At 69.4% G+C, this 24737-nt stretch carries 19 protein-coding genes and 2 pseudogenes; 15 read left to right on the top strand and 6 right to left on the bottom strand.

Annotation, left to right across the window (positions count from 1 at the left end; genetic code table 11):
• Positions 1-291: 291 nt before the first annotated feature.
• The 3 genes from ACGFNV_RS44585 to ACGFNV_RS44575 all read left to right on the top strand — a co-directional run bounded on the left by ACGFNV_RS44585 (position 292) and on the right by ACGFNV_RS44575 (position 3744).
• Positions 292-735 carry a hypothetical protein gene (locus ACGFNV_RS44585; protein WP_393631158.1) on the top strand — a complete coding sequence of 148 codons (444 nt, stop codon included), beginning with the start codon at positions 292-294 and terminating at the stop codon, positions 733-735.
• Between the two features lie 238 nt (positions 736-973).
• Positions 974-3418, top strand: a complete 2445-nt coding sequence (locus tag ACGFNV_RS44580; protein WP_393631160.1) for a Helicase associated domain protein — start codon at positions 974-976, stop codon at positions 3416-3418.
• 95 nt (positions 3419-3513) lie between these two features.
• Positions 3514-3744, top strand: a complete 231-nt coding sequence (locus tag ACGFNV_RS44575) for a hypothetical protein (protein ID WP_319718959.1) — start codon at positions 3514-3516, stop codon at positions 3742-3744.
• Here the strand turns inward: ACGFNV_RS44575 and ACGFNV_RS44570 are convergent.
• Positions 3729-3932: a hypothetical protein gene (locus tag ACGFNV_RS44570; protein ID WP_386258635.1), complete on the bottom strand. Its 204-nt coding sequence runs from the start codon at positions 3930-3932 to the stop codon at positions 3729-3731. The two genes, ACGFNV_RS44575 and ACGFNV_RS44570, sit on opposite strands and share 16 nt — an antisense overlap.
• Between ACGFNV_RS44570 and ACGFNV_RS44565 the strand changes: the two are divergent.
• The 7 genes and pseudogenes from ACGFNV_RS44565 to ACGFNV_RS44535 all read left to right on the top strand — a co-directional run bounded on the left by ACGFNV_RS44565 (position 3880) and on the right by ACGFNV_RS44535 (position 9096).
• Positions 3880-4153: pseudogene (locus ACGFNV_RS44565) on the top strand (sugar-binding domain-containing protein). The gene ACGFNV_RS44570 and the pseudogene ACGFNV_RS44565 overlap by 53 nt on opposite strands.
• 179 nt (positions 4154-4332) lie before the next feature.
• Complete coding sequence (locus tag ACGFNV_RS44560) at positions 4333-4494, top strand: hypothetical protein (protein ID WP_393631156.1); 162 nt, start codon at positions 4333-4335, stop codon at positions 4492-4494.
• Positions 4495-4995: 501 nt separating this feature from the next.
• Complete coding sequence (locus ACGFNV_RS44555; RefSeq protein WP_393631154.1) at positions 4996-7092, top strand: hypothetical protein; 2097 nt, start codon at positions 4996-4998, stop codon at positions 7090-7092.
• The gene (locus ACGFNV_RS44550; RefSeq protein ID WP_393631152.1) at positions 7089-7271 is read left to right on the top strand and encodes a hypothetical protein; all 183 of its coding nucleotides are present in this window, start codon (positions 7089-7091) and stop codon (positions 7269-7271) included. Before ACGFNV_RS44555 ends, ACGFNV_RS44550 begins: the two co-directional genes overlap by 4 nt.
• Entirely contained in the window at positions 7268-7636 is a 369-nt protein-coding gene (locus tag ACGFNV_RS44545) for a hypothetical protein (RefSeq protein WP_386258600.1), read from the top strand. The genes ACGFNV_RS44550 and ACGFNV_RS44545 overlap by 4 nt, the downstream gene beginning before the upstream one ends.
• A 127-nt stretch (positions 7637-7763) precedes the next feature.
• Positions 7764-7955, top strand: coding sequence for a hypothetical protein (locus tag ACGFNV_RS44540; RefSeq protein ID WP_393631163.1), 192 nt, complete (start codon positions 7764-7766; stop codon positions 7953-7955).
• Positions 7956-8294: 339 nt separating this feature from the next.
• Positions 8295-9096 (top strand): annotated as a pseudogene (locus ACGFNV_RS44535) (IS5 family transposase).
• Between the two features lie 15 nt (positions 9097-9111).
• On the opposite strand, the gene ACGFNV_RS44530 reads toward ACGFNV_RS44535, so the two are convergent.
• A complete protein-coding gene (locus tag ACGFNV_RS44530; protein ID WP_393631151.1) occupies positions 9112-13209 on the bottom strand; it encodes a hypothetical protein in 4098 nt (1365 codons plus the stop codon).
• Positions 13210-13474: 265 nt separating this feature from the next.
• A complete protein-coding gene (locus ACGFNV_RS44525) occupies positions 13475-14485 on the bottom strand; it encodes a hypothetical protein (protein WP_393631149.1) in 1011 nt (336 codons plus the stop codon).
• Positions 14486-14676: 191 nt separating this feature from the next.
• On the opposite strand from ACGFNV_RS44525, the gene ACGFNV_RS44520 reads away from it, so the two are divergent.
• The 4 genes from ACGFNV_RS44520 to ACGFNV_RS44505 all read left to right on the top strand — a co-directional run bounded on the left by ACGFNV_RS44520 (position 14677) and on the right by ACGFNV_RS44505 (position 17980).
• Positions 14677-14940, top strand: coding sequence for a helix-turn-helix transcriptional regulator (locus ACGFNV_RS44520; RefSeq protein ID WP_385931367.1), 264 nt, complete (start codon positions 14677-14679; stop codon positions 14938-14940).
• Positions 14941-15098: 158 nt separating this feature from the next.
• Positions 15099-15962 carry a DUF6083 domain-containing protein gene (locus tag ACGFNV_RS44515; protein ID WP_393631147.1) on the top strand — a complete coding sequence of 288 codons (864 nt, stop codon included), beginning with the start codon at positions 15099-15101 and terminating at the stop codon, positions 15960-15962.
• A complete protein-coding gene (locus tag ACGFNV_RS44510) occupies positions 15962-16441 on the top strand; it encodes a hypothetical protein (RefSeq protein ID WP_393631145.1) in 480 nt (159 codons plus the stop codon). The genes ACGFNV_RS44515 and ACGFNV_RS44510 overlap by 1 nt, the downstream gene beginning before the upstream one ends.
• 69 nt (positions 16442-16510) lie before the next feature.
• Positions 16511-17980, top strand: a complete 1470-nt coding sequence (locus ACGFNV_RS44505; RefSeq protein ID WP_393631144.1) for a UvrD-helicase domain-containing protein — start codon at positions 16511-16513, stop codon at positions 17978-17980.
• Positions 17981-18271: 291 nt separating this feature from the next.
• On the opposite strand, the gene tpg is transcribed toward ACGFNV_RS44505, so the two are convergent.
• The 3 genes from tpg to ACGFNV_RS44490 form a co-directional block, all read right to left on the bottom strand.
• Positions 18272-18826 carry a telomere-protecting terminal protein Tpg gene (tpg, locus tag ACGFNV_RS44500; protein WP_393631142.1) on the bottom strand — a complete coding sequence of 185 codons (555 nt, stop codon included), beginning with the start codon at positions 18824-18826 and terminating at the stop codon, positions 18272-18274.
• 6 nt (positions 18827-18832) lie between these two features.
• Entirely contained in the window at positions 18833-20956 is a 2124-nt protein-coding gene (tap, locus tag ACGFNV_RS44495; RefSeq protein ID WP_393631140.1) for a telomere-associated protein Tap, read from the bottom strand.
• Between the two features lie 263 nt (positions 20957-21219).
• Complete coding sequence (locus ACGFNV_RS44490; RefSeq protein WP_393631139.1) at positions 21220-23526, bottom strand: Helicase associated domain protein; 2307 nt, start codon at positions 23524-23526, stop codon at positions 21220-21222.
• Positions 23527-23697: 171 nt separating this feature from the next.
• On the opposite strand from ACGFNV_RS44490, the gene ACGFNV_RS44485 reads away from it, so the two are divergent.
• The gene (locus ACGFNV_RS44485; RefSeq protein WP_393631137.1) at positions 23698-24714 is read left to right on the top strand and encodes a TniQ family protein; all 1017 of its coding nucleotides are present in this window, start codon (positions 23698-23700) and stop codon (positions 24712-24714) included.
• The last annotated feature ends 23 nt before the right edge of the window (positions 24715-24737 follow it).

Raw genomic sequence — 24737 nt, 5'->3', positions numbered from 1 at the left:
CCCGCGGAGCGGGTTGGGGGGTGCTGCGCACCCCCCAAGTGAAAACCGAGCCGCGTTGCGGCTCGGGCCCGCGCGTTGCGCGGGCCTGCCGGCGGGCAAGCCCGCCGGGTGGGTCCGCGTTGCGGACCCACGAGAAAATGCCCGGGCATGAACGCCCGGGAGCGATCCGCTCCGCGGCTCGCGGGCAGGTCCGCTCCGCTCCCCTGCCCTGGGCCCGCGCTGCGGGCCTGGCTGGCTACAAGAAGGGGCTGCCCGGCTTGCTGAGACGCCGTGTTGGGCAGGGTGGTTGGCATGTCTGGTGCTGTTCCTCAGGGGAAGATCCGATTACGTTTCTCGGAGTTCGTGGTTGATCCTTCGGATGCAGATGTCATGCAGCGGGTGCTGGAGGTTGAGGCGGATCTGCTGACGTTCGAGGGTGGCTCAATCACCTTCTCTTTGCAGGGCGTTGAGGTGTGCCGTTTCCCCACTTCCGTGTTGAGTGGGGTGGAGCTGCCGGTGAGGTCGGAGCTGGCCTCGCGCGTGTACTCGGTGGATGAGGTGCGCAAGCAGCATCCCAAGGCTTACGAGCGGTGGGCGCCGGAGGATGACCAGCTGTTGCTGCGGCTCCACGCTTCTGGGAGTGGTGTTGACGAGCTGGCCGAGCGGTTTGCTCGGCAGCCGAGCGCGATCCGGTCGCGTCTGGCGAAGCTCGGGGTGGAGAAGCTTCCCGAGTCACCTCCCCCTCCCCCGTCCTGACAACCCTTCAGTCTGTTTGCTGGTTGAGGACGGTTGCAGTGCGGGCGGGTGCGGGGCATTGTCCCACCCCGCACCCGCCCGCACGCGGGGGCCGGGCAGTTCCTGCGAGGGGTGCAGTCTGGGTGGGACGGTGATGAGTGCGGCCCTCGCGGGCGTGCCGTTGCTGTCGCCCGACAGGGGCGATTGCATCAAAATGAGTCGGGATAGAGTCTGTAGTGAGGGGCTACTGCCCCCGTTGGTGCGGCGTGGAAGGCGGAAGATCGTGTCGGGTCGGCATCGGCTTCGTCCCCATCAGATCGAGGCCGTGGATGCGGTGGTACGGGCGCTGGCTCAGCCGCCGGATGGAGTATGGCCTGAGAGGGGGCTGCGGGCTCAGGTAGTTGCTGCCACGGGGGCGGGCAAGAGCCTGGTGGGGGTGCACGCGGCGCTGGAGCTGCGTGCAGGGCGCGTGCTGGTCTTGGTGCCCACGCTTGACCTGCTGGGGCAGATGGTGGGGGTGTGGCGGGCGGCCGGGCGTGCGGGGCCGATGTTCGGGGTGTGCTCGCCGCGCGAGGGTGGGGCGTTGGAGGTGCCGTGCACGACCGATGCCGGGCAGTTGGTGGCGTGGCTGGCCGGCCGTGAGCGGGTGACGGTGTTCGCCACGTATGCGGCGCTGGGGCTGGGGGTGTTGGAGCGGGCGCATGCGGGTGGTCTGGGCCGGTGGGATTTGGTCGTGGTGGACGAGGCGCACCGGACGTCGGGGGTGTTGGGCAAGCCGTGGGCGGCGGTGCATGACCAGGGGAAGGTGCCGGCGGCGCGGCGCTTGTACATGACGGCGACGCCGCGGTTGTGGGATGCGTCGTCGGGGGGTGAGGGCGGGTCGGCGGCGCTGGTGGCGTCGATGGATGACGAGAGTGTGTTTGGGCCGGTGGTGTACCGGTTGCCGCTGTCGGAGGCGATCGAGCGGGGGTTGGTCGCGCGGTATCAGGTGGTGTGTGTGGACATCGCTGATCCGCAGGTGCAGGCGCTGCAGTTGGTGGGGTCGGATGCGCGCAGTGATGCGGTGCGGGGGCGGCGGTTGGCGGCGTTGCAGACGGCGGTGCTGAAGACGGCGGCCGAGCAGAAGTTGAGGCAGTTGTTGACGTTCCATTCGCGTACGAGTGAGGCGGAGGCCTTCGCGAGTGGGCTGGGCGCGGTGGCGAAGGCGCTGTGGGAGAGCGGCGAGGGGGGCTATCCGGAGCCGGGGGCGGTGTGGGCGCGGTGGCTTTGTGGGGAGCACAAGGTGGCGTACCGGCGGCGGGTGTTGGAGGAGTTCTCGTCGGGGTGTGCGGTGGAAGGTGTGGTGTGGGAGCGGTGTGTGTTGTCGTCGGTGCGGGTCTTGGGCGAGGGGGTGGACACGCCGGGCTGTGACGCGGTGGTCTTCGCGGACGTGCGGGGTTCGGTGCCCGATGTGGTCCAGGCGGTGGGGCGTGCGCTGCGGATGCAGCCGGGTGAGGGCAAGGTCGCCTCTCTGGTGGTGCCGGTGTTCCTGGGGCCGGGCGAGGAGCCGGACGAGATGCTCGCCTCGAAGGCGTATGAGGATCTGGTGAAGCTGCTGACCGCGCTGCGGGCGCACGACGCGGAGGCGGTCGAGCAGCTCGCCGTCCCGCAGGCCGCCAGCCGGTCCGAGGCGACCTCTGGCGGTTCAAGCCCGGGAGGTGGGGCCGGCGCTGCGGCGCAGGGGCTCTTGTCGTTCTCGTTGCGGCGGGATCCGGTCCAGTTGGCGGCGTTCATCAGTGCGCGGGTGCTGCGGCCGGAGGGGGAGTTCTGGCGGCGGGGTCTGCAGGCGGCGCTCGCGTTCCACGGTGACCACGGGCATCTGCGGGTCCCCTACGGGCACACGGCGCCTGATGGGTTTCCGCTGGGGGTGTGGATCTCCAATCAGCGGCGCCTGAATCGTCAGGGCGGTCTTGGGCCGGAGCGGGTGGCGCAGTTGGACGAGCTCGGGATGGTGTGGTCCCACTTCACGGTCGCCTTCGACGAGGGCCTGGCCGCGGCCCGCGGCTGGGCAGCCGAGCACGGCCACCTGGTGGCCCCCACGGAGGCCACCTGGGAGAACTACCCGGTCGGGATCTGGCTGAAGAATCAGCGTGCCGCTGCCCGGCGGGCCGAGGACCAACTGGCGCAGGGGTCGCGGGCCGGCTCTGGGGCGGGTGGGCTGAGCCGGGAGCGGCGCCGGGCACTGGGGGAGATCGATCCCGCGTGGTGTCCGGCGTGGCCGGTGGCGTGGCAGCGGTGCTTTCACCTCGCCCGCATGCACCGGCAGGGCGGAGGTTCACTGCCGGAGCGGGAGGGTGTGCTGTTGGTGCAGGGCGAGGACATCGGGCGCTGGGTGCAGGTGCAGCGGCAGGAGTGGAATGCGCTGAGTGGCGTGCAGCAGTGGCTGCTCCGCGAGGTGTTGCGCATCGAACCCCGTGCGGAGAAGCTGGCTGCGTCTGCGGTCGTTCCTCGGCGCAGCCGGGCCCAGAAGTGGGAAGCGAATCTGGCGGCGGCCCGCCAGTACCGCACCCGAGAAGGGCATCTGAACGTACCCCGATCGCACATCGAAACCGTTGACGGGGCCGAGCTGATGCTTGGTGTGTTCGTCGCCAACTCCCGTGCGCGTAAAGCCAGTCTTGCTCCCGAACGAGTGGAGGAGCTGTCCGCAGTTGGGATGCGCTGGTAGTGAGTCGATGAGAGGGCGATTGATCTGTGGTGGGCGTGGGCCCGGCACGACGGACGAGCGGGCCTCGGCCAACGCGTGCGTTCCGGCTGCATCTGATGCACGCCGAGATCGCCACGGTCTGGGCCGACTCCGGCTGTGCCGGGCCGCTGGTGGCCTGGGCCGAGGACCGCCTGAACGTCATCTTCAAGACCATCCGCCGACTGTCGAATCCGCCCGGCTGCATCGTCCTGTCTCGCCGCTGGGTCGTGAAACGCTCGCTGTCCTGGATCATGCGGGCCCGACGCCACTGCCGGAACCACGAGCGGCTCCCTCAGGTCAACGAGTAGCTGATCACCTGGGCGTCGCTCACGCTGATGACCCGCCGGCTCACCCGGGAACCGGCGCGACGGTCACCGCGGGCCGACCCCCCAGCCGGAACGATCACGGACTTCTCGCCCTTGCTCAGGCTGAGCGGCAACGCCGTGGCGGAGGAGGAGATCGCGCGGCTTCGCGGCCTGGGCGCCGTGGGTGACATCTGCCAGCGCTTCTTCGACGAGAAGGGCGTCCACGTCGATGCCGGACTGGGCGAGCGGACGATCGGCATCCCCGTCGACCAACTGCGCACCGTTCCTCGACGCATCGCGTGGCCGGGGGGACCGCAAGTACACGGCGGTGCGGGCCGCGCTCCGCGGCGGTTGGATCACCGCACTCGTCACGGACATCGCCACGGCCCGGCGCCTGATGGACGAGCCGTGAGACGGCGGGAGTCCTATCGCCGCCTCGTCGGGTCCTGATCCGCGGTCCAGCGCGCCGGGGAGGCGGGCCTACGGTCGGGTCGAGACAGCCACGGCTCGCGGACGTCGCGCTTCGGCAAGGGGTGTCGTTGGAGAAGGCCCCATCCGCTCGGCCGGCCTGACGCGGGGACGCTGATGGCGGTGCGCCGGACTCGTGTGGTGTCGGAGCAGGAGGAGGTGCGGAAGGCGAAGAGGGAGAAGAAGACCGCGGGGCCGGTCGAGTTCCTGCTGGAGAGGCACGAGGCGGAGGATCTGGCCCGGCTGGTGCGGCTGCGGGGTGAAGGAGTCGCACTTCTGCACTGAAGGCAACTGGCGCGGTACCGGCATCACCAACGAGGGCCTCGTCTTCAGCGGGCTGCGCTCAAATCGGGTAGGCCATGTCCGGAGATCAGCGTAGTTCGATTCCTGGGCCGTGGGCTCCGTTTCGGCCTGGGCCGGGGCAAGTTGGGCGTAGGATCGGAGGCCGCTGGCACTGGCTGCCGGCGGCGCACCCCGCTCCTGGCTAGACGGTAACTGGAATGCCGCAGGGCTCGACCCTGCGCATGGAGAGCAGCTGGCACCCGTAGACGGCGAACGTTCGGTCCTGAAGGACCGGGCATCGGTCGACGGGGCACGTTCGGTCGATGAGACCGACCTGACCAGCGGCTCGCCTGGCTGCCGTGGAACGCCGGACGGCACGGGATGTCACGGCGTGGGAGCCGCTGATGGAGCGTGACGGCGCACGCCGCCCTCTGGGGACGGCGCGCAGTGGAAGCAGAGGCTCATGCCCTCCTGCTGCGCGACGATGCCAGGAAGGGCAAGACCATGACTTCGCCGGAGAGTTTCGCGGGCCTGGACGGGCCCGAGCCCGACGACGGGCTCCCTCCCCTGCTGCGCCGCCCCGAAGCGGTGGCGGACCCGCAGCCGGTGGCCCGGCTCCGCAGGGCGCGCAAGGCGCTGCTCGATCACCCGGAGGTCTCCCTGGACGAGGAGGCGGCGAACGTCGTCACCTCGGGTGCGGTGGACCCGGTGCTGCTGCAGGCGCTCGTGGCCGTCGAGCCGGTCAGCCTCCTGACGGCCAAGCCGGTCGTCGGCGGCACGCTGCATGTGACGGCGCCGCACTCCCGCTATCTCGACCTGGACGTGCTGCCGGACATCATCAACCAAAGGTGGGCGGACCAGCTCCCCACGGCCATGGACCCGGTCCCCTCCACGTTCCTGGCCCCCACGTACGAGACGCTCATCGAGCCGGCGAGCGGGAAGCCAGTCGCGGTGTTCACCGTCCGCATGCGGGACCGCAAGGCGCTGGCCCGGGCGGTCGCGGTGAGCATGCGCCACACGTTCTACGCCCAGAAGGGCGAGAACGACTACACCCAGAGCGTGCTCCAGCAGGGGGTCAAGGAGCCGCTGACGCTGTTCGTGGTGCGCGTGGTGTACGACGACGGCAGCGAGGACACCTTCCTGGTCACGGGTGACGGCAACAGCCGGCTGATGAGCATGTGGCTGGCGCGGACCGGCGGCGACGTCGAAGCCGCGATCTCGGCCTGTATCTCTTCCGTCATCGGCTCGATGGATCAGTCCGGGGCGCGCAGCAGGGCGGAGCAGGGGCTGGCCCGTCGGCGGACGGCTGAACTGACGGCGCGTACCCGCAAGAACCTTGCCGTGCCCGCGCTGACGGAGGCGACGCGGCGCGAGGGCCACACGCTCGCGTTCCCCGCCGTCGTCGTCGTCGGGGCGCGCGCGGACGGTGGCGGGCCGCTGGCGGACCTGGTGGCGGCTCGTGACGACCTGCTCGCCAACCTGCACGTCCATGTCACCCCCTGGACCCGGGGAGCGCAGTACACCCAGGGCATGCAGCGGGTCTACCGGCACGCTCTGCGTGAGGGGCTGATCAGCCCGGAGGTGTACCGCGTGCTGTCGGGCACCGCGGGTGTGCAGGACATGCACGAGCTGCTCGGGGTTCCCGCATACCGGCTGTGGTCGGCTGCGGTCCATCAGCATGCGGTGCTGGCCGGGCCGAGCGCATACGCCATGAACCGGCTGGTCAAGCAGGAATTCGGGATGAGCAAGGCCGACCGACAGCGCGTCAGCGAGCGGCTGGCGCCAATGGCGCTGTCGGCCTACCGCAGCCAGGACGGCATCGAGCAGCTGCTGCGGGCCTTCGGCAACGGCGGCACGATCACCGACCGGGTGTGGAAGCAGCCGTGGGAACTGACCCTGGGCGGCGCGGGGGCCGAGGTCCTCGACGACATCCTCGGCCGCGCCCTGGCCGGCGAGGCGGGCGCGGTGGCGGAGCTGACCGTCCTCGGGGGGACCGCCGCGATCCTCGACGGCTACATCACCCGGGACCGCGGCTCGAAGGAGGGCACCGACCGCGACAGCCGTACGGCGCCGTTCAGGGCGACGCCCGTAAGTCTGCTCGACGTGCTGTCGAAGACCGCTGGCGGTCTGCGGATGCTGCACTCCATCGCGCGCGCTCACATCGCCGCGGACCCGACGGTCCTGCCCAAGCAGTTCCACACCCAGGACCGCGAGATCGACGGGCTTCTCGTTCACGACGGCGAGCCCGTGCTCGACAAGGCGGGCGAGCAGGTCATCATCGACTACGAGTGGGACCTCGTCTACGCCGCCGACCCGGCCAGGGCCCTGGCCACTATCGCCAAGAACGGCCGCGAGCCGCAAGAACTCGAGGCCGAGGACGTACGTCAGCGCCGCCTGCTCACGAGCGGCGTCGTCTCCGCGTTCGAGGCTGCGCGATCCCTCGCCCGCATGCACAAGAGCCGCGGTCCGGAGGTGTTCGGCCACGTCGACACCGTCGACGAACTCCGTGAACAGCTGAGGCAGACCGAGGCGATCCTCCTGCGTTTCGGACCGTCCCGGTCCCCGTTCCTCCTCGACATCGACGAGGAGGGAGGCGAGTGAGCGCCGGTCTCCTGCTGCCCGGTCAGATCGGCAGGGTGCTGCGGCTGGTGGGGCCGGTGTGCGATGACGTTGCGGACGACCGCGGTTCTGCGCTGTCGCCCACAGCGGTGAGCGCGGCGTGCCGGGGGTGCCGGTTCGAGGCGCTGCTTCGGACCGGCGCGGAGGGGTGGGGCCAGTGAGCGTGCCCGCTCCGCAGCAGTCCCGCTTCGGCGGGATCCGGCCGGCAGCCGTGAGCATGGGTAGCGGCGGGGCGGTCGTCACCGCGCTGACGGTGGCCAACGCCCCCTGGGAGGCCGTGGTGGTGACCGTGTGTGTCACGCTCGTGGTCTCGCTCGTTCTCGGTCTGGCCACGATCGTGCTGCCCGAGGAGTCCGAGCACAAGCGGGACCTGCTCCTCGCGTTTCTTCGTCACCGCGAGCGCCGGGCCAACCAGCGCGAGCGCCGGGCTGAACTGCGCAAGCAGCGACGAGCGCAGAAGAACCAGGACGTGGATGCGCAGGAGCAGCGCGGCGGGACGGCTGGAGGTGGCCACACGCCTTCGTGATCGCTGCCGGACGCGGGCCCGGCCCATGGAGCAGTCCGGCCGGGCCCCCTCCGCCTGACAGCGGTGGGCCCGGCTCGGGCCACCTTGACACCCCTCCCCTGCTCCTCGAGCGCACATCCCGCCGACCGTGCACCAAAGGCGTGTTGATGCCGGTGCCGACTGCGGTGCCGCCCAGCGGCAGTTCGGCGAGGCGGAGAAGGGAGGCTCGGAGCCGTTCGATTCCGTAGCGGATCTCTGCTGCGTAGCCACCGCTGCCCTCCTCGTCGCCGGCGGCACCTTCGGCGGCGCCACCTGGTTCTTCCACCAGATCATCGACTGACCCGAACGGTCGGCTGCTCCCTCCAGCCATCGTCCGGTGGCAGATCGCCGCATCGACGCGTCATCGCCCCCCATGACCAGGCTCGCCTTGACCCAATCACGAGAAGCGCTCGACGCCTACATCCAAGTCACCGAACAGAACACCGACCCGCTCGCTCCGTTAACGTGCGCCACCAGGTGAACCCTGCCTGCGCACCACGCACGGCGTATTGGGAATGCAACCCGCCGGGCAACGTGATCTGTACGTCAACAGCGTCCCGCCCCGCGAGCTAGCGCGTGTCTCTTTGATGGGTTGGTCAGTTGATCGGATGTGTCTGTCCGATTGGTGATCACTGATGCGATGTGGGACCGGATCGAGCCGCTGATGCCGGCCGATCCGGTCCGCGGACGGCGATGGGCCGACCACCGCCGCACCCTTGAGGCCATCGCGTGGAAGTACCGCACCAACTCGCCCTGGCGGGACCTTCCCGACGAGCTCGGCTCGTTCAAGACTGCGCACAAGCGGCTGATCAGATGGGCCGTCGACGGCACCTGGGAGATGATCCTCACTGCCGTCCTGGCGGCGGCGGACGCCGACGACGACATCGACATCGACATCGACATCGACTGGACGGTGTCCGTGGACTCCACGGTCGTCCCGGCCCACCCCGGCGAGCCCGCCGATCACGCACTCGGACGCTCACGCGGCGGACTGAGCACCAAAGTCCACTTGGCCGCAGACGGCCGGGCACGGCCCCTTGCCTTCATCGTCACCGCAGGCCAGGCAGGCGATGCACCCGCCTTCGAAACGGTGATGTCCCGCATCCGCGTGCCTCGCATCGGCTCCGGCAGGCCCCGGACCCGACCCCTGGCCGTTCTGGCCGACCGCGCGTACTTCCATCCGCAGCCACCTGCGACGCCGGGGCATCCGTGCAGTCATCCCGCAGCCGTCCGACCAAGCCGGCCATCGTCTGCGGCGAGGCCGACTCGGCGGCCGACCGCCCGGCTTCGACCGCGAGGCATACAAGCAGCGCAACACCGTCGAACGGTGCATCAACCGGCTCAAGCAGTGGCGCGGTCTGGCCACACGAACCGACAAACTCGCCATCGCCTACCAGGCCGCACTCCACCTCGCGGGCATCCTCATCTGGACCCGCCACTGACCAAAGAGACAGAACCTAGGCGGTTTGAGCTCCGGGCGGCCGGCAGTCGAGGACTCGTGCGCGGACCGCAACATCTTGCTGTGCGGCCAGTGCCTGCTGTTTGGCCTCGATCTGCTGCCGGGTGTGACTGGGCGAGCAGGGCTTCCGGTGCTCGGAATGCCACTGGGCGCAGTCGAAGAAGCCGACGAGGAAGATGCCGGCAGTGCGGGGGTGGCGCAGGTAGCGGGCAACCAGTTGCTTGGCGAGTGCGGTGGACAGGCCTGGGTTCCAGCAGCCTTTGGCTTCGATGACTACGGTGAAAGGCTCAGCGTTGTGCGAGGGGTCAGCCGCCTGGATGTGAATGTCGGTACGGCCTCCTTGGGCTCCCGGGCGGTCGATTTGGACTTCGCGGTTGAGGATGATGCGCCGTCCGCCGAGGTGGGTCTTCAGCAGACCCATGACGAGGTCGCTGAAGTCCTCCTCCCATGTCGGCCACATCGTGCTGTAGGCGGCTGCCGCGGTGCGGTTCCACAGCAGGATGGCCATCCCGTTGGGGCCCGAGAGTGCCTCTTGAACGCGGTCGAGGGCTTCCATCGTGACGTCCAGGAGCTGGGCCTCATTGCTGATCACGCGCAGGCTGTGGTCGGAGGCCAGTTTCCGCAGCTGGTGTACGGGCAGCGGCCGGCTCTGCTGCTGGGCAGCCTGGCGAGCGGTGGCGCGGGCCAGGCGCCGCAACCAGGTCGGGTGGCGGGACGTGACAGCGGCCAGCCGGCTGAGCTGTTCGGACGCCTGGAAGGTTGCCTTGCGGGCGATCTGTTGTGGCAGGGCATCGGCAAGATCATGGAGGGTTTCCTGCGGCGTGGTCCAGTAGGCGACACCTGGCTCACGCTCGGGGCGGGGCTTCCTCAGTTCCTCCCAACTGCACAACCGCTCGTAGAGGTCAGCAAGATCGGCTTCCTCGAGTTCCGCCACGCCCGCCGGCCAGCGGCCCGGGCCAGCAGCGGCCAATCCGTCGATCACGGCACGGCACAGCTCGCCGTCATCGAACGCCCGGCGGATGTGAGGCCAGCTCTCCGGCAGGTCCGTGTCGGCCATCACCGCATGAGCCGCGGTGCGCCAGCGTTCCGGATCGGAACTGGCTCCGTCGGGGAGCGGACCGGCTGCCACAGTCTGCTTCACCTGGTCCCGGGCAGGACTGTCGCCGAGGCTCGACAAGGTGACCGTCACGGCGGCCCAGGCTGCGGCACTGCGATCGGGCTTGAGAGCCCAGTCCCGTATCACGGCGAGGGCGTCCGCCGCCTCCAGGGTGTGCAGGAACCGGACCAGTTCAGCGAGCCGGTAGGGATCAAGACGGTCCAGGGACATCGCCAGCGCAGTCTCGAACGCGTGGCCGCCGTGGCGGGCGCACCGCCTGAACAGGCTGTAGTGCAGGTCTGTTTCTTGTGTCGGCAAGCTCATCGTGGCCAGGGCGAGTGCCCAGCCTGCCCACTGCTCGGTACGGATTCCGGGCAGTGCGGCTTGCCAGGAGTCAGCAGGCACGCATCCCGTCACGGTCAGTTCCGGTATGTCGATCCACTCGGTGCCCACGGCCGAGACGTCGTGTGCTTGCCATGCAGGGGCGGTGGCCAGGACGTGCAGGGCGGCCCGGGACAGCGTGGTGTGCAGCGCACTGCCTTCAGGCGGGTAGGAGGGTGCCGCGGCGACCGCGTTGAGGCGGGCGGATCCGTCTTTGACAGGCTGGCCGTCGCTGGTGCGGTAGAGGTGGCCGAGGACCGTGCGCCAGGCGGCGCGGACCTGGTCAGGGGCAGCTGTGTGCACGGCTTCCAGCGCAGCCCTGAACGCCTGTTCGTCGAAGGTGTTGCGTTGCTGCTCCTCTTGTTCTCGTGCCTGCCTGCGCAGCTGCCACTTGGAAGGAGGGGCGTCCCACCAGGCGGTGGCATCCCGAAGTTCCTCATCCGCCTGCCGGGCCTTGTCCAAAGCCCCTCGCAGCCGCGCTTCGTCCGGCCGTTGCCTGTGGCTGAAGAGCGACTTCGCGATGTGCCGTGTCTCGGGCGAAAGGTCCGTCCAGCGCTCGGCCCAGTACAGAAGGTCTTCCTCGGGGAACAGGCCCACCTCCGGGGTGTCGAAGGTGAGTTCCAGGACCTGCTCCTGGCTGCTGTGGCGCAGAACGTAGTCGGCGAGACGGCGGCGCAGAGCGGGCACGGCGTCCAGGGAATCGCGCAGGTACTCCAGCGGCGTGCGTGCGTCGGCGGTGCTGGACAGCTCGGCGTGCGCTGCCAGGGCGACGAGCGCCTGTCCGGCCTGCTCCTCACCGGGGGCCGGCCCCCCGGCGAGGTCGAGGTGGCCGATAAGACGGATACACCGGGCCAGCAGCACAGTGGCGGCCAAAGACTTGGGGCTTTGGGTCTCAAGTGCAGCGATACACCAATCAAGTGCCTCGGTGACATGCTCTCGTGTGACCAGGTCCATGGCCTTCTCCAGCTGCGGCCGGTAAGTGAACGGCTGCTGGTCAGGGAGCAGGTCGAAGTACTCGGCCACTCGCAGGTGCTGCGGCCACAGGTGCTCCAGTGCCGCCTCCGCAGTGCTGGTCTTCGCGTCGGTGGCAAGGGCGCGCAGGCGTGCTTCCACCGCGTCGTCCTGCAGGCTCTCCTCGGCGACCGCGTACAGAGCGAAGGAGCGAAGGCGCGTCGGCACCGTGGTGTCCTCCGCAAACGACAGCAGAGCGGGCGTCAGCTCGGCTGGCCGGCACTGGGCAGCGATAGACAAAGCCAGGTACACCTGGTTCTGGTCCGTATCACGGGTCAGCAACGGTGCCAGTTGTCTGGCCAGGTGCGGGTGGGACAGCCGCTCAAGCAGTGTGAAGTCGAGGCGGTCGAAGTCTTCGTCGGGTGCCGCTTCCAAGAGCGCCTGGACGGTCCGCAGCCGGGATGCGTCCGGCAGACAGGACAGATCGGCCAGGAGCAAGACGCGCGGGTCGGTGGCGAGCAGGTCCTCGAACAGCGCGGGATCGTCAACCGCCAACCGAGCAGCGATCTCCTCATGCTCCGGCACGATATGCCGTGCCGTGCCGCTACCTGCCCACAGCAGCTCGTTGCGCACGGCCGGGGCGATGCGGTCGCGCAGGTACTGTGCCGCCAGGTACTCCTGGTAGCTGCGGTGAGCGAACACCCAGCGGCGCTGGCCCACCGGGGTCAGCAGACCGGACTCAGTCAAATGCAGCAGTTCATGGCGGCGGCACTCCAGTTGCGGGACGGCTCCGGGGATCCCAGGGCCGGACAGGCTGTCGAGGTGCAGTTCATTCTCGAGGACGGGTTCCCGGTCGGTGAGGGCCGGGGTACGGCCGAATTGGAGGGCTGCTGCCGTCCAGCGGGCCACTTCCAGCAGATGGTCCGCTGCCGGCCGTTCCTGACGCTGTACGAACCCTTGCGCCCAGGTCTCCGTACACAACGTGCGGCATGCCTGCTCGTAGGCCTCGGCCACCGTCTTCGGAAGTTCTTCCCCCCGAGCCTGGGCCTTCAGGAGCGGAACGAGTGTGACCGGCTGCTGGGCCAAGGCTCCAAGGCCCCGGCTGGCTACCTGCTCGGTGAACGCCGCCCCGTCCAGGCCATGCTGCTCGGCCGCGCTCTGGATGTCCTGGCGAGACAGCGGTGCAAGCGTCATCAGCGCCACCTGTCCCGGACCGGGCCACAGCTGCTGCAGCCCGCTCTCCAGCGTCTCGGACCAGCGAGTGGTGCGGCAGGTGATCCGCAACCGCAGCCCTTCACGCTGCCGCAGTTGCAACGCCCGCAGTTGCAGCAGGAGAACTCTGTCGAGGCCGGGAATATCGCTCAAGCCCTCGTCCAGTCCGTCCAAGAGGACATACAGCGGCCCGTCCTGCTCTGCGGACAGATGCTCGTGCAGAACGGCGGCCGCGGAGGCCGTGTCGGCGACATCCCGGCCCAGGTGCAGCAGCGAGGCAGCTCCCGCTTCCTGCGGGCCCAGCAGTGCTTGTTCCTGCTCCAGGGCTACGGACTTGCCCGCACCGCGCTCGCCAAGCACCACGACGACGGGCACATCCCGCATATCGTCCAACCGCAACAGATCGTCGGTCTCCCGCCAGCTGTTGCCCGGATCAGGCCGACCACTGTCGGCCACCAGCGGCCTCAATGACCGTCGCCACGCGTATCGCATCAGCCCATTCTCACCCCGTGGGCATCCCGGGGCCCGTATCAAGACGAGCAACTCCGAGAGGGCGTTGAGTCCGATCTTCCTCGGCGCGGGGCCTGGTCCGGCGCGACAGAGCCGGCGCTGTCAGTGCCATGCGCCGGCTCCGTGGCCAACAGATATCGCATCGGCAGAGGATCTTCCTGTCCCGAGGATGCAGGACATCCAGCCTGGACGGTTCCCTCATTCAGGGTTGTCAGGACGGTCTCTGTGCGGTGTGAGGCCGCGTTCTGTCCTCCAGGGTCCAGTGCAGGTCTTCCGCATCGGGACCGGCGTTCCAGGTTCTGAGCAGTCTCGTCGCGACCAGTCGATCGAACACATGGGGCAGTTCGGCAGGCTCGGTACCGCCGGCGCGCGCCATCTGCTCGAGCTCGCTCCAACCGCTGCCGGTTTGGGGATCCGTGTGGGCTGCGAGGTAGACGCTCGCCAGCTGTACCAGCGGCTCCGCGGTCCCCGCTCTTGAGGGACAGCCGGCGCGCAGCGCCCAGTCGGCTGCATGCCTACGGTCGCTGCGAGCTGGCGCCTGGCCCAGCAGGGTGGCATCCAGCAGTTCAGCAACGAGCTCGTTGGCGGCGCGTGCGGGAGCGGAGCGGAGCCAACGCGCTCGTTCAAGCTCGTGCCACGGTCCGGGGGTGTCGAGTCGAAGGCTGCGCAGCAGGCCTTTGGACAGACGGACATGCATGGCGGCATCCATGCGCAGGGTGCACTGGAGGGCGAGCAGGCGTGCCGCGGCCGAGGCATCGGGCGGGAGAGCAGCGGCCAGGTAGCTGAGCATTTCGCGCACTCGGATCTGCTCACCGGGGCCTCTGGGCTGTCGTGGGCGTCGCCGCGCGGTCGGTGACTGCCGCAGGGTGGCGCGCAGGGCGGTGTCGGGGACGACGGCGGCCTGGGCTGTCGCGGCAGCGCAGGCGCTGCAGGCATCGGCGAGTCGCCAGAGCCGTCCGCCGCGTTCGCAGGCGAGGAGGAGGCGGATGGGGCCGTCGCAGCCTCGGTGACGGGGGTGCCAGCGGCAGCCTCGTTCGTGGCACTGGCAGATCCTCAGATGAGGCGGGAGGAGGTCACCGCGGGCGTGGCGGGCGAGGTGGGCGAGTGCGGCCGAGCGGGCGGAGACCGCGGCGACCTGGCCGCCCGCCTGCGGGCATTGCTGGCAGACCAGAAGGAGCCCGCTGGCGTGCGAGCGCAGTTCCACGGTCCAGGCGCGTGGCATCGCTGAGCATGGTGTGCGCAGCCTCATAGGCGCGTGTTCCTCCTGTCGCTTGCGCGCCGGTCCCGTCTTCGGCTGTGGGGCGGCGGCCCACCGTAGTGCAGACCTCTGCCCTCTCGCGGGCAGTGCCACCTGGGGAAATAGGGCAGAGGTCTGCACTGACAGGGCAGGGGTCTGCACCGTCGGATGGACGGGTGACGATCTTGCCGCCCGATCCGGACCTCGATGCGCTGCGGTTGGAGCTCGCGCGTCTGCGGGCCGTGCGCGGGTGGAGCTACGACGAGCTTGCCTCCCGCAGCGGGCTGGCCAGGCGCACCGTCATCGAGATCGAGCAGGGCCGCACCATCGGCACGCTGAAGACCTGGCACGCCCTCGCCCACGCCCTGAACACCCCCCTGGACGACCTCTTCAGCACCCTGTGCCGCGGGCACGAGGTGCCCGGCCCTCCATCCGACTGACGCCCCGCCAGGCCACAGACACGGATCACCCGAACGACAACACCCCATCGAACGTGCGGCCGGAGATTCGCACACCAGTCACCTTGCATGCGGCCTACCGGGTGATACGGCGGCCCGGGTGCCGCGCACGCGGCGCGTTGGCTGGCAGGTTCGCCCGCATGCGCTCTACCCCCTCTCCTCCGGTCCGGCACGCGGCCGCTCCCCCGCGCCGCTCCTTGCGCGTGGCGTCCGACAGCGGCAGCCGACTGCTGCGCTGCAGCCAGAGCGGCCGCTGCCGCGCGTGCGGCAACCGCATCGAGTGGTACCACCGCAGCACGCAGCAGCCCGTCCTCCTCCATCCGTACGAACTGCCCTCCGCACGGGTGCCCGCCGTCTGCCGCTGGCACGTAAGTTCCGGCATCGCCCACCCCGCGGGCGACGGCAGCAGCTGGTGCCGGCTGCTGCACACCGTCGTATGCCCCGCCAGCGACGCGTCCTCGACGCCGCCCCCACTGACCGGCCTGCGCCGGACACTGGCCGTCAACACCCGCCGCCTGATCGACACCGGTGCTTTCACCCCGTCCCCGGCGCCGCTGGACAGCCCGACGCCAGCACTGTGCCGCCCGGGCCAGCCGATCGTGCAATTGCTGTACGTCCGCTATCTCGCTGCCCGCCCCGTGGACGAGATCCGGTGCGTGGCTCAGACCAGGCGCCGCCGCCGCTGCACCAGCCCGCTGCTCACCTCCGCCGCCCCGTCCGGCGTCTGGAGGCTGGTCCCGGCCACCGCAGCCAGCGGCCAACTGGCGCTGCCCGCCGATGTCATGGCCGTGTACGACCTGAGCGCCCTGCCCTATGCGGCGCAGCTGCGCTGGCGTGCCCAGCGCTGCCCGCAGCACGCCGCCGTTCCAGGGGCCGCTGACCTGGCGATGGCTGACTGGGAGCCGTTCGACCCGTTGCGCCACCACGAGCACATCCACAACCGTCTGCCGGCCCCCGCCCGCCGCACCGGGAGGACGGGCCGGATGCGAAAGGCGGTTCAGTAGTGAACCGGCACCACGCTGTGGAGGTCATCCTGACCCAGCCCGTCACCAGCGGCGAACTCCGGCACAGCTGCCGCATCGTGCCGTTGGCAGCGAACGCCGACCGCACCCGGCTGATGGCTCTCCAGCGTGCGCACAGCCCGGGCGGCGCTCTGCACATGCTGCGCCGGCGCCTGGGATCCCTGCTGCCCATCGACGTCCTGACCAGCCACTACCCCAACCGCCACGGCCACATCCTGCTCAACGTCGACCTCAAGCACACCGCGGCGGCCGCCATCCGTCAGGCCGCCACGGTCCGCGGGCAGCGCCCACAGGATTTCCTCGGCCGGTGTGTGACCGACGCCCTCGCCGAACACGAACAGCGCCGAAGGCGGCTGCTGGAAGCCCGGCTCGAGGACCTGCTCGTCCATCACCCGCCCGAAGACATCCTGGCCTGCGCTGGCAGCCTGCTGGACCGGCGCCGCCCACCGGCAGCGCCGTAGTCCCCCCACAGCTGACCTCGCTCGACACACCACTCGTCACGTCCCCTTCTTCCTTTCGCGGAGCCCCTGTTGCACACGCCCACCGACGAACAGGCCCACGCCGCCGACACCTTCCGGGCCGGCCACCATCTCGTCCTGCAAGCCGGCGCCGGAACGGGGAAAACCAGCACGCTCGGCCTGCTCGCATCCAGCACCCGGCGCCGCGGCCGCTACCTCGCCTTCAACAAGGACATCGCGCGGGACGCCGCCACCCGCTTCCCCCGCACGGTGCTGTGCAAGACCGCCCACGCCACGGCCTACGCCGCGCTCGGTCACCGCTACACGAACCGGCTCAATAGCCCCCGCCAGCCCGCATGGAAGACCGGCCAGGCGCTCGGCATCACCCGCCCTCTACGCATCGGCGATCACGAGATCGGCCCCAGGGCGCTCTCCCACACCGTGCTGCGCACCGTGACCCGCTACTGCTACTCCGCCGACAGCACCCTGGCCCACCACCACGTGCCACGCATGCGCGGCCTGGACGCGGCCGACGACCACGCCCAACTCGTCGGCCAGGTCATGCCGTTCGCGCTCAAAGCCTGGGCCGACCTGCACAACCCCGAGCGGGGCGTGGTCCGCTTCGAACACGACCACTACCTGAAAATGTGGGCCCTCACCGGACCGAGACTCGAGGCCGATTTCCTTTTCCTCGACGAGGCCCAGGACACCAACCCGGTCCTGGAGGAGGTTTTTGCCGCCCAGCGCGGCCATGCCCAGCTCGTCATGGTCGGTGACTCCGCCCAGGCCATCTACGGCTGGCGCGGCGCCCGGGACGTGATGAGCGGCTTCGATGCCACCCCTCTCACCCTGACCCGATCCTTCCGCTTCGGGCCCCTGATCGCCGATGAGGCCAACCGGTGGCTCACCCTCGCCGACGCCCCCATCCGTCTGACCGGTACCGAAGCCAACGCCACCGATGTCGGCGTCCTCAACCGGCCGGACGCGGTGCTGTGCCGCACCAACATCGGTGCCATGGCCGAAGTCATGCGCCTGCTCGGCGCCGGCCACCGTGTCGCCCTCACCCGGGGAAGGCAACAGCTGGCCGCACTCGCCCTCGCCGCCCGCGACCTCAAAGACGGCCGCCGCACCTCCCACCCCGAGCTCGTCCTCTTCACCTCATGGGGCGAACTGCAGGACTACGCCGCGTACGACCCCGCCGGACGCGACGTCCAGCCCTTCGTCGACCTAGTCGACACCCACGGACCCGATGCCATCCTCGCCGCAGTCGACCAGCTCACCGACGAGGAGCACGCCGACGTGACCGTTTCCACCGCCCACACCGCAAAGGGCCGAGAATGGCCCACTGTTCAAATCGGCAACGACTTCCCCCCGCCCAAGGACACAGACCAGCACGATGCCCAGGGACGGCCCATCCCGGAGCCAGTCAGCGACACCGATGCCCGCCTCGCCTATGTCGCCGTCACCCGCGCCCGCCGCCAACTCGACCTCGGCGGCCTCTCCTGGATCAACACGCATCCCACCACGTGCAGCGTGGTATAGACGCCGAGCCGGAAATCACCGATGCGTCCCCGGAGCGCTTGACCCCAACTCCTTGATGCAGCCATCGCCGATCCGGTCACGACCATGGCCACAGCTGCGACCCTGCGGAATGACGCTATCGAGTGGGCCGTCGTCCCAAGGCCGCGAGCGCAGGTCGCGCTGCCGCAACACGGCGCAGCCGGCCTGCCGCCAGGTCGAGCACCGGAAATTCCCCGAGAACGCCATCATGAGCGGGAGCCCAAAACCTTCGGTACTCGAGGGTCTGGTCGACTCCTTGACTGCGTCCTACGGTCAGTAGTCGACGTCGAGGTAGTCGATATCGGTGAAGTCCACCAGCAGGCCGTGGGCGCGCCGTCCGCGGTCTTTGAAGTAGACCTCCTGGAGTCCCTCGGCGACGATGCCCTGGAGCTGCTGCTCGGTGGCTCCGGCGGTGTGAGCGTCGAAGAGCCGTGCGGCGTAGGCCGGGGGCAGGCCTTGGGTAATGGACCGCTGCCGTGGGTCGTCGGTGGTGCCCGGGGCAGCGGCGAATCCGAAGCGTGCCCGAGTGTCGATGATGATGCCGCCGGTGGTGACAGCCTGCTTTTTGGCCCGGTCGCGTACTCGGGGCTGCCATCGTTTACGGACCTCGCCCGCGAGCCGGTCCGCGAGGTGGGGGCGGGGTTGCTTGAGCTTTCCTGCGAGGTAGCGCTCGACGGTGCGCTGGGTGATGCCCAGCAAGTCGGCCGCCGCTTTGGTGCCCTTGGTCTGCTTGACCAGGAACTGCATCTGTTTCTGGGCAGACTTCGGGATGGGGCGGGTGAAGTGTGCGGCGTCGGCCTGGTCGAGGCTGTCGGCGATGATGCCCATCGGTGCCTACTCCCCTTCGTCCTGGCCGGAGACGATGCCGGATTTGATGTGCCGGGCGATGTTCACGTCCGGACCATGTTCTTCCAGAAGTCCTTCGGCCCACAGCACACTCTGGGTGCCCTCGTGTTTGACCATTCCGGGTGAAACTCCGAGCCGGAAGCCGCCGGGCAGGGGCTTGCCGTCCTGGTAGGGCAGGAAGTCGAGCGGGCTTGGCCCGTCGGAGGCGTACACGGCGCAGTCGGAGAGGATCGCGACCGGGTACAGATCCGCGTGGTGGGCAAGCTTGAGCATCTTGCGGTGCATGTTGACCCGGGCGTTGGCGATGACCGCGGCGCGGATGTCGGGGCGCCAGGTCGGGCGGGCGAGGGCGGGCCAGGGCTCGCCCGGCCGCCAGCCGCCGCTGCGGGCCCGCTCGCGCAGTTTGCCGATGCCGCCCTTGACGGTGGCCTTGATGGCGCTGAGCACGGCGGCAAGGACGGGATCGGTGTGCTGGTGGCCGACCATAGCGGCCAGGAACTGCTCGTCGGGCATGCCGGGGGTGATGCCGAGGTCGGCCATCGTGGCGATGTAGGCGTCCCGCAGCCGGGTGTACCAGGCGTCGAGGTAGGGGCCGTGCTCATAGCGCAGGTACGCCTCCAAAGGAGTGATCTGGTAGCCGAGTTCTGCTGCGTAGGCGAGGGTCGGGGTGGCGTACCAGGCCGGGCCTGTGGGGCGTTCGCCGTGAGGGGTGAACGGGCTGGGCAGGCGTTCGTCGAAGGTGATGTGAGAGAGGTCGGCCAGCCAGGAGCCGGGCAGTTTCGCGTCGAAGACCGGGCGGTGGACGTGGACGGGGGCGGACAGGCCGACGGTCAGCCGGTTGGCGGCCGCGGCGAAGGCCATGTTGACGTCGATGCCGACCACGTAGGGCTTCATGCATTCCTCGTCCGTCAGTGGCCGGGCCCACTGGTAGGCCTCTTCGTCCAGCACCTGGTCGGGGGTGCGCTGGTGGAAGCGGGGATACAGGGCGGCGACGGCCGGGTGTCCGTCGGGGGCCTCGGGCGGTGCGCACTCAACTGCTTCGCTCAGCGAGCCGGGCATCGCACCGGACACCCAGTTACCGGTGGCGGGGTCCTTGACCGCGCGGGTCGGCGGGCGCAGCGCGGTCATCAGTTCCAGGCCGGTGACGGCAGTGGAGCCGCACGGCGTGAGTACGCGGGTGGCGTAGGTTCCCAGCAGGCGGGCGAGTTCGGCCGGCTGCAGCTGGTGTGCACTCCCCCAGGAGCGGGTGTCGAGCGCGCCCCATGGGACGACGGCGAACTGCACGCACTGGCGGCGTGTGCTATCGGCCGTGCGGTAGACCCGCGCCCATGGGCCGAAGCCTCGCTTCGTCAACTTCCACTGGGCTTTGGCGAGTTGTTTGAGCACGGGATGGTCGTCGGGCAGGCGTAGGCCGCGCCGGTCTTCCAGTACGGCCGGCAGGCCGAGGCGCTGGACGGCGGAGACGGTCAGCACGATCAGCGGGTCGGCGTCCTTGCCCGAGCGGTGCAGGCGTGCAGCGCCCAGTTTCGCCTCGCCCAGCGCCCAGTCGACCAGCGCCGGAAGGTCGGTGAGCGGGCAGTCGAGCACCAGACCGCCCGCACCGTAGGCCGTGCCGTCGCCGTCCACGACGGCGAGCGGCCCGTGGGCAAAGCGTGCGTCCGCCGCGGGCACTGCCCCGGCCTTCTGGGCGGCCGGCCGGGGTGCCGTCACGGGCGGCCGGATCGGGGTCGCGGGACCTGTTGTGGGCACGGGCAGTGCGGGCCGCTGTGGCTGCGTGATGACAGGCGGGCCGGTACGCGGCCCTGGCGCCGCCCCCGAGGACGCCGCAGGGGCGGGGAAGCGGTCAGCGAGGCCGTCGAGGAGGCGAATGTAGGCGGCCCGCTTGGGAGGGCGCGGCTCGGTGCGGCCCGCCTCCCACCCGGTCACTGTCTCACGTCGCACGTCCAGCGCCCTCGCGACTTGGTCCTGGCTCAGGCCTGCAGCCTCGCGCAGTCGTTTGCGTTCGGCGGGAACCGGCAGGGCATCCGATGCCGCCGCCTGCTCCAGCAGGGCATCGACCGATGCGAAGAGCCCGTTCTGCTCATGGGACACGAGAGCCACCTCCGCTCGCATCCTACACGAAACACACATTGGATCACACGTGAAACACACACATGACGAGTGGAGTTGAGGGGATGCCACCAGCCTGGCGGCAGCGGCCGCCTTGCCGGTCCTGGGGCCGACGGGGCTGTCGACAGGGCCCTTGAGCTATGGGAGCGAGGTGTGTCGGCAGAGGGAGTCGGATGACGGCGGGAGGACGAGCACAGCGCGGTGGCGCCGGTGCGGCTGGCCATGTGGTGGGGCTGGACTGACAGAGGGGGCGAACGGCGGATCGGTCACGTCCATCGCATGTCGAGGGCTTCCAGAGCGTCGAGTTGTTCACGGGTGTGCTGGGCGGGGTCGCGGCGCCGCTCCCTGATCCAGCGACCCAGGTCGAGGGGATGGCCGTCGATGATGCAGGGGTAACTGCGGGGAACATTGAGGTGCTGATGGGAGCGCCAGAAGATGCGGGCGGCGCGCAGGCCGCGGGCGAATGCCCAGCCAGACGGGCCGTAGGGCCGGCGCAGGAGGAGGGCGAGGGGATGGTGAAGCGGTAGGGCGCCGAGGAGGTTGTGCTGCATGTCGGTGAGGCTGCCGAGGTGGTCGATCTGGTGGTCGAGCCAGCGGGTGAGGGGGCCGTCGTCGCTGTCGGGGCTGAGGTCGGGAAAGGCGAGGTCGCCGCCTCGGGCCGCCTTGAGGGCCTTGGCGTAGGTGCGTTTCCACTCGTCTTTCCATCTGGCAGCCCACCAGGGATAGATGTCGTTGAGGGCCCGGTGATAGCAGTCCGGGAGAGCGCGTTGGCGGGCTTCCCGGCGCCAGTCGGCGACATGGCGGCCCAGGGCGGTGCCTGCGTGGTGTTCGTTGGCGCGGGGTGCGAGGTGGCCGTGCTGGGCGGTGTAGTCGCGAGCGATATCGAGTTTGTATTCGATGCTGCGGGGCGAGTGCTGCCAGGTCATGCCGAGTGCGGTCAGGCGTTTGATGCGGTCGGGCAGGAGCATGCGGTTGGTGCGTAGGGTGCGCTGCTTGCCGAGCCACCAGCCCAGGTAGAAACGGTCGGAAGTCAGGTGCCGGCTGGCGACGTCGAGGTTGCCGTGTTCGGTGTGGTAGCGCTGGGCCTGTTCGAAGCCCATCTCCCAGACCTGGTTGGGGGCATCGACGTGGTTGAGGCCCAGGACGGCGAGGATTTCGTCGACGCGGATGGGGTGGACTGCGAGTTCGGGCTCGGTTGGCTCGCCGTCCCCGGTGAGGTATTCGACGCGCTCGAAGACATGCTCGTCGTAGACGCTGAGTTCGATGAGGACTTGATAGATCAGGTGGAATCGGGTGCGCCGGGTGGCCTGTCCGATGTCCTCTCCTGGTGCGGTGTAGATGGGGATGATGATGGTGGAGATCTTGCCGTCGCCGGGGGTCTGGCGCAGGGTGCGGCCGACGGCCTGGACGATGTCGATCGTGCTGGTCTTGGGGTGGGCGAACAGGAGGGAGTCGATGGCGGGGATGTCGATGCCTTCGGCGCAGCAGCGGCAGTTGGTCAACACGGCGCGGCGCGGCTGGGTGTCGGAGGGGTTGGTGGAGAGCGGGGCGCTGCGGAAGGCTTCGTAGTTCTGGTAGCGGACGAAGGAGTTCTGTTTGGAGTTGACGGTGTTGACCTGGAGCCGCGACACGTCGTAGCCGGGCATGCGGGCGGCGGTCTGCGGGAGTGTTTCGGCGCAGACTTCGGCGGCCGCGATGCAGGGGTGGAAGGTGAGGGTGCGCCTGAGGTCGTAGCGTTTTTGTGCCACCAGGAGAGCGATCTGGGCGGCGGCAGTCCGCAGTGCTTCGCCTGTGTAGCTGGTGACGCCGCCTCGCAGGCTGTGGCGTAGATCTTTGTCGGTGATCGTGATGACGGCGATGCGGTAGTCGGCGAGCAGGCCTTGCTGGATGGCTTCGGCCATGGAGAGGCGGTAGACGACGGGCCCGTACAGGCTCTGGTCGTCCATGGAGGCGATTTCGATGTCGGGTCCGCCGCCCGGATTCTTTCTGTGGTCGAACTTGCGGAACGTGGCGGTCATGTAGAGACGGTGACGGGCGGGCAGCGCGTCGTTGTCGTGGACGGCGCCCCAGGCTTTATCGAGGCGGCCTGCGGTGTGGTGGGCCTCGTCGGCGATGACGACGTCCCAGTCCGGCAGGTGGTAATCGGCGTGTGCCTGGACGATTTTGAACAGCGACTGGTAGGTGCAGAACACGTTGAGCGGGCCGTCGATGTCTGCGGCGGCCTCGGCGATACTCTCGGGCGTGTTCACCACCATCAGCGTCTTGGCCAGGGCACGACTGAGGGCCTCATCGGGCGAGCAGACGCCCAGGTAGCGGCCGATACGTCCCTCCCTATGCCAGGTTTCCGCGGTCTGTTCCAGCAGTGCCTGCGAGGGCACCAGGACGAGGGCCCGCCCCCGGGGGGCGGTCTCCTGAACTGCGTGGAGAGCTACGTGGGTCTTGCCGGAACCGGTGGCCATGGTGCTGGTGACGCGGGTGGCGCCTTCGTCGAAGCTGGTGACGATGGCGCCCACGGCCATGTCCTGGTGACCGTACAGCGGTGTCTTGAGTCCGTTGAGGGTCAGGGTTGCCACGCGTTGTCCTCCCCGGGTGTCATGGCAGTCCTCGCCCTGAGGGTGATGAGGTTTTCGAAGTGCCGGGGACCGAGTCCGGGCAGGTTCACTCGAAGGTGTGGCCGGGACTTGACGACCTGTGCGAAGCGGCACGAACGTCCTGGTGAGGCGTGCTGCGGCAGGGAGGTGCCCGTGGACTTGACGGGGTTGTTGGGGCCGAGCCGTCCGCTGCCGGTGCAGGTGCGGCCGATGGGCGGTGAGTCGACCGGATCGTTCGTGCGTCGGTTGGGACGGGCCAACGGGCTGAACCTGGCGTCGTTCCTCGAGCGTGTCGGCCAGGGTGAGGCATCCCAGGATCCGGAGCAGGTGGAGAAGTATCCGCAGTACACCGAGATGAAGATGAACGCGGCGGGCCGCACCTATCTGTCGGTGCTCTCGGGTCTGGAGGTGGGGCTGCTTCAGTGGGCTCTGCCGTCACTGGCGGATGACCTGCTGCTGCCCGGTACGGGGCCAGCCATGTGGCAGTGGCCTTGGGAAGCGGAGGGCGGGCATCTGGTGCCGTGGTGCACGTCATGCGGGCACCGGCGGCAGGTCGGTGAGCGGGTTTGGCTGATGTCGGCGGACGGTTGGCAGCTGTGCGGCCGGCACCTGCGGTGGACGGATGACTCGCGCAGCACCGATCCGGAGATCGTGTCGGTGGCCGCGCTACCAGCGTGTGTTGCAGCGCATCAAGACAGGCTGCGTCTGCGGAGCAGGTTCAAGGCGGCCGGCGAGGAGTTGTTCGCCGATGCCTGCCAGGTCATGTACCGGTGGTGGAGATATGCGCCTGACACGCTGGTGTGGGTGCAGCGTGCCTGGGCGGCGGGGCTGGAGGCCCGTTCGGCGCGTGCTGTTCCGCTGGTCGTCTTCCCTGAGGCGGTCAAGCTGGCCTGGCTGATGCTGCGATTCGAGCAGGCCGGGTTGCGCACGCCGCAGGACCGGGGCAGGTGGCTGGTGCGAGTGCAGCATCAAGCGGACCTGTGGGATGTCGACTTCGCCGCGGGCAAGACCGCGCTGCTGCAGTGGCTGGAACGCCACAGCAGTCCCGCTGCAACTGGTGGCAAGGCTGCCATGGCAGGACGGCGCTGGCTCCCGCTGGCGGAGCGGCACAACCGGATCGCATCCCGCACGGGCTCGCTTGAGCAGCGCTCGTGCATGCCCGCAGCATGAATTTTGCTGCAGCTTCCTGGCGG

The sequence above is a fragment of the Streptomyces sp. NPDC048751 genome (assembly GCF_043198595.1).
Classification (GTDB): domain Bacteria; phylum Actinomycetota; class Actinomycetes; order Streptomycetales; family Streptomycetaceae; genus Streptomyces.
The sequence above is the reverse complement of the archived record's forward strand: the minus strand, read 5'-3'. Positions and strand labels throughout refer to the sequence as shown.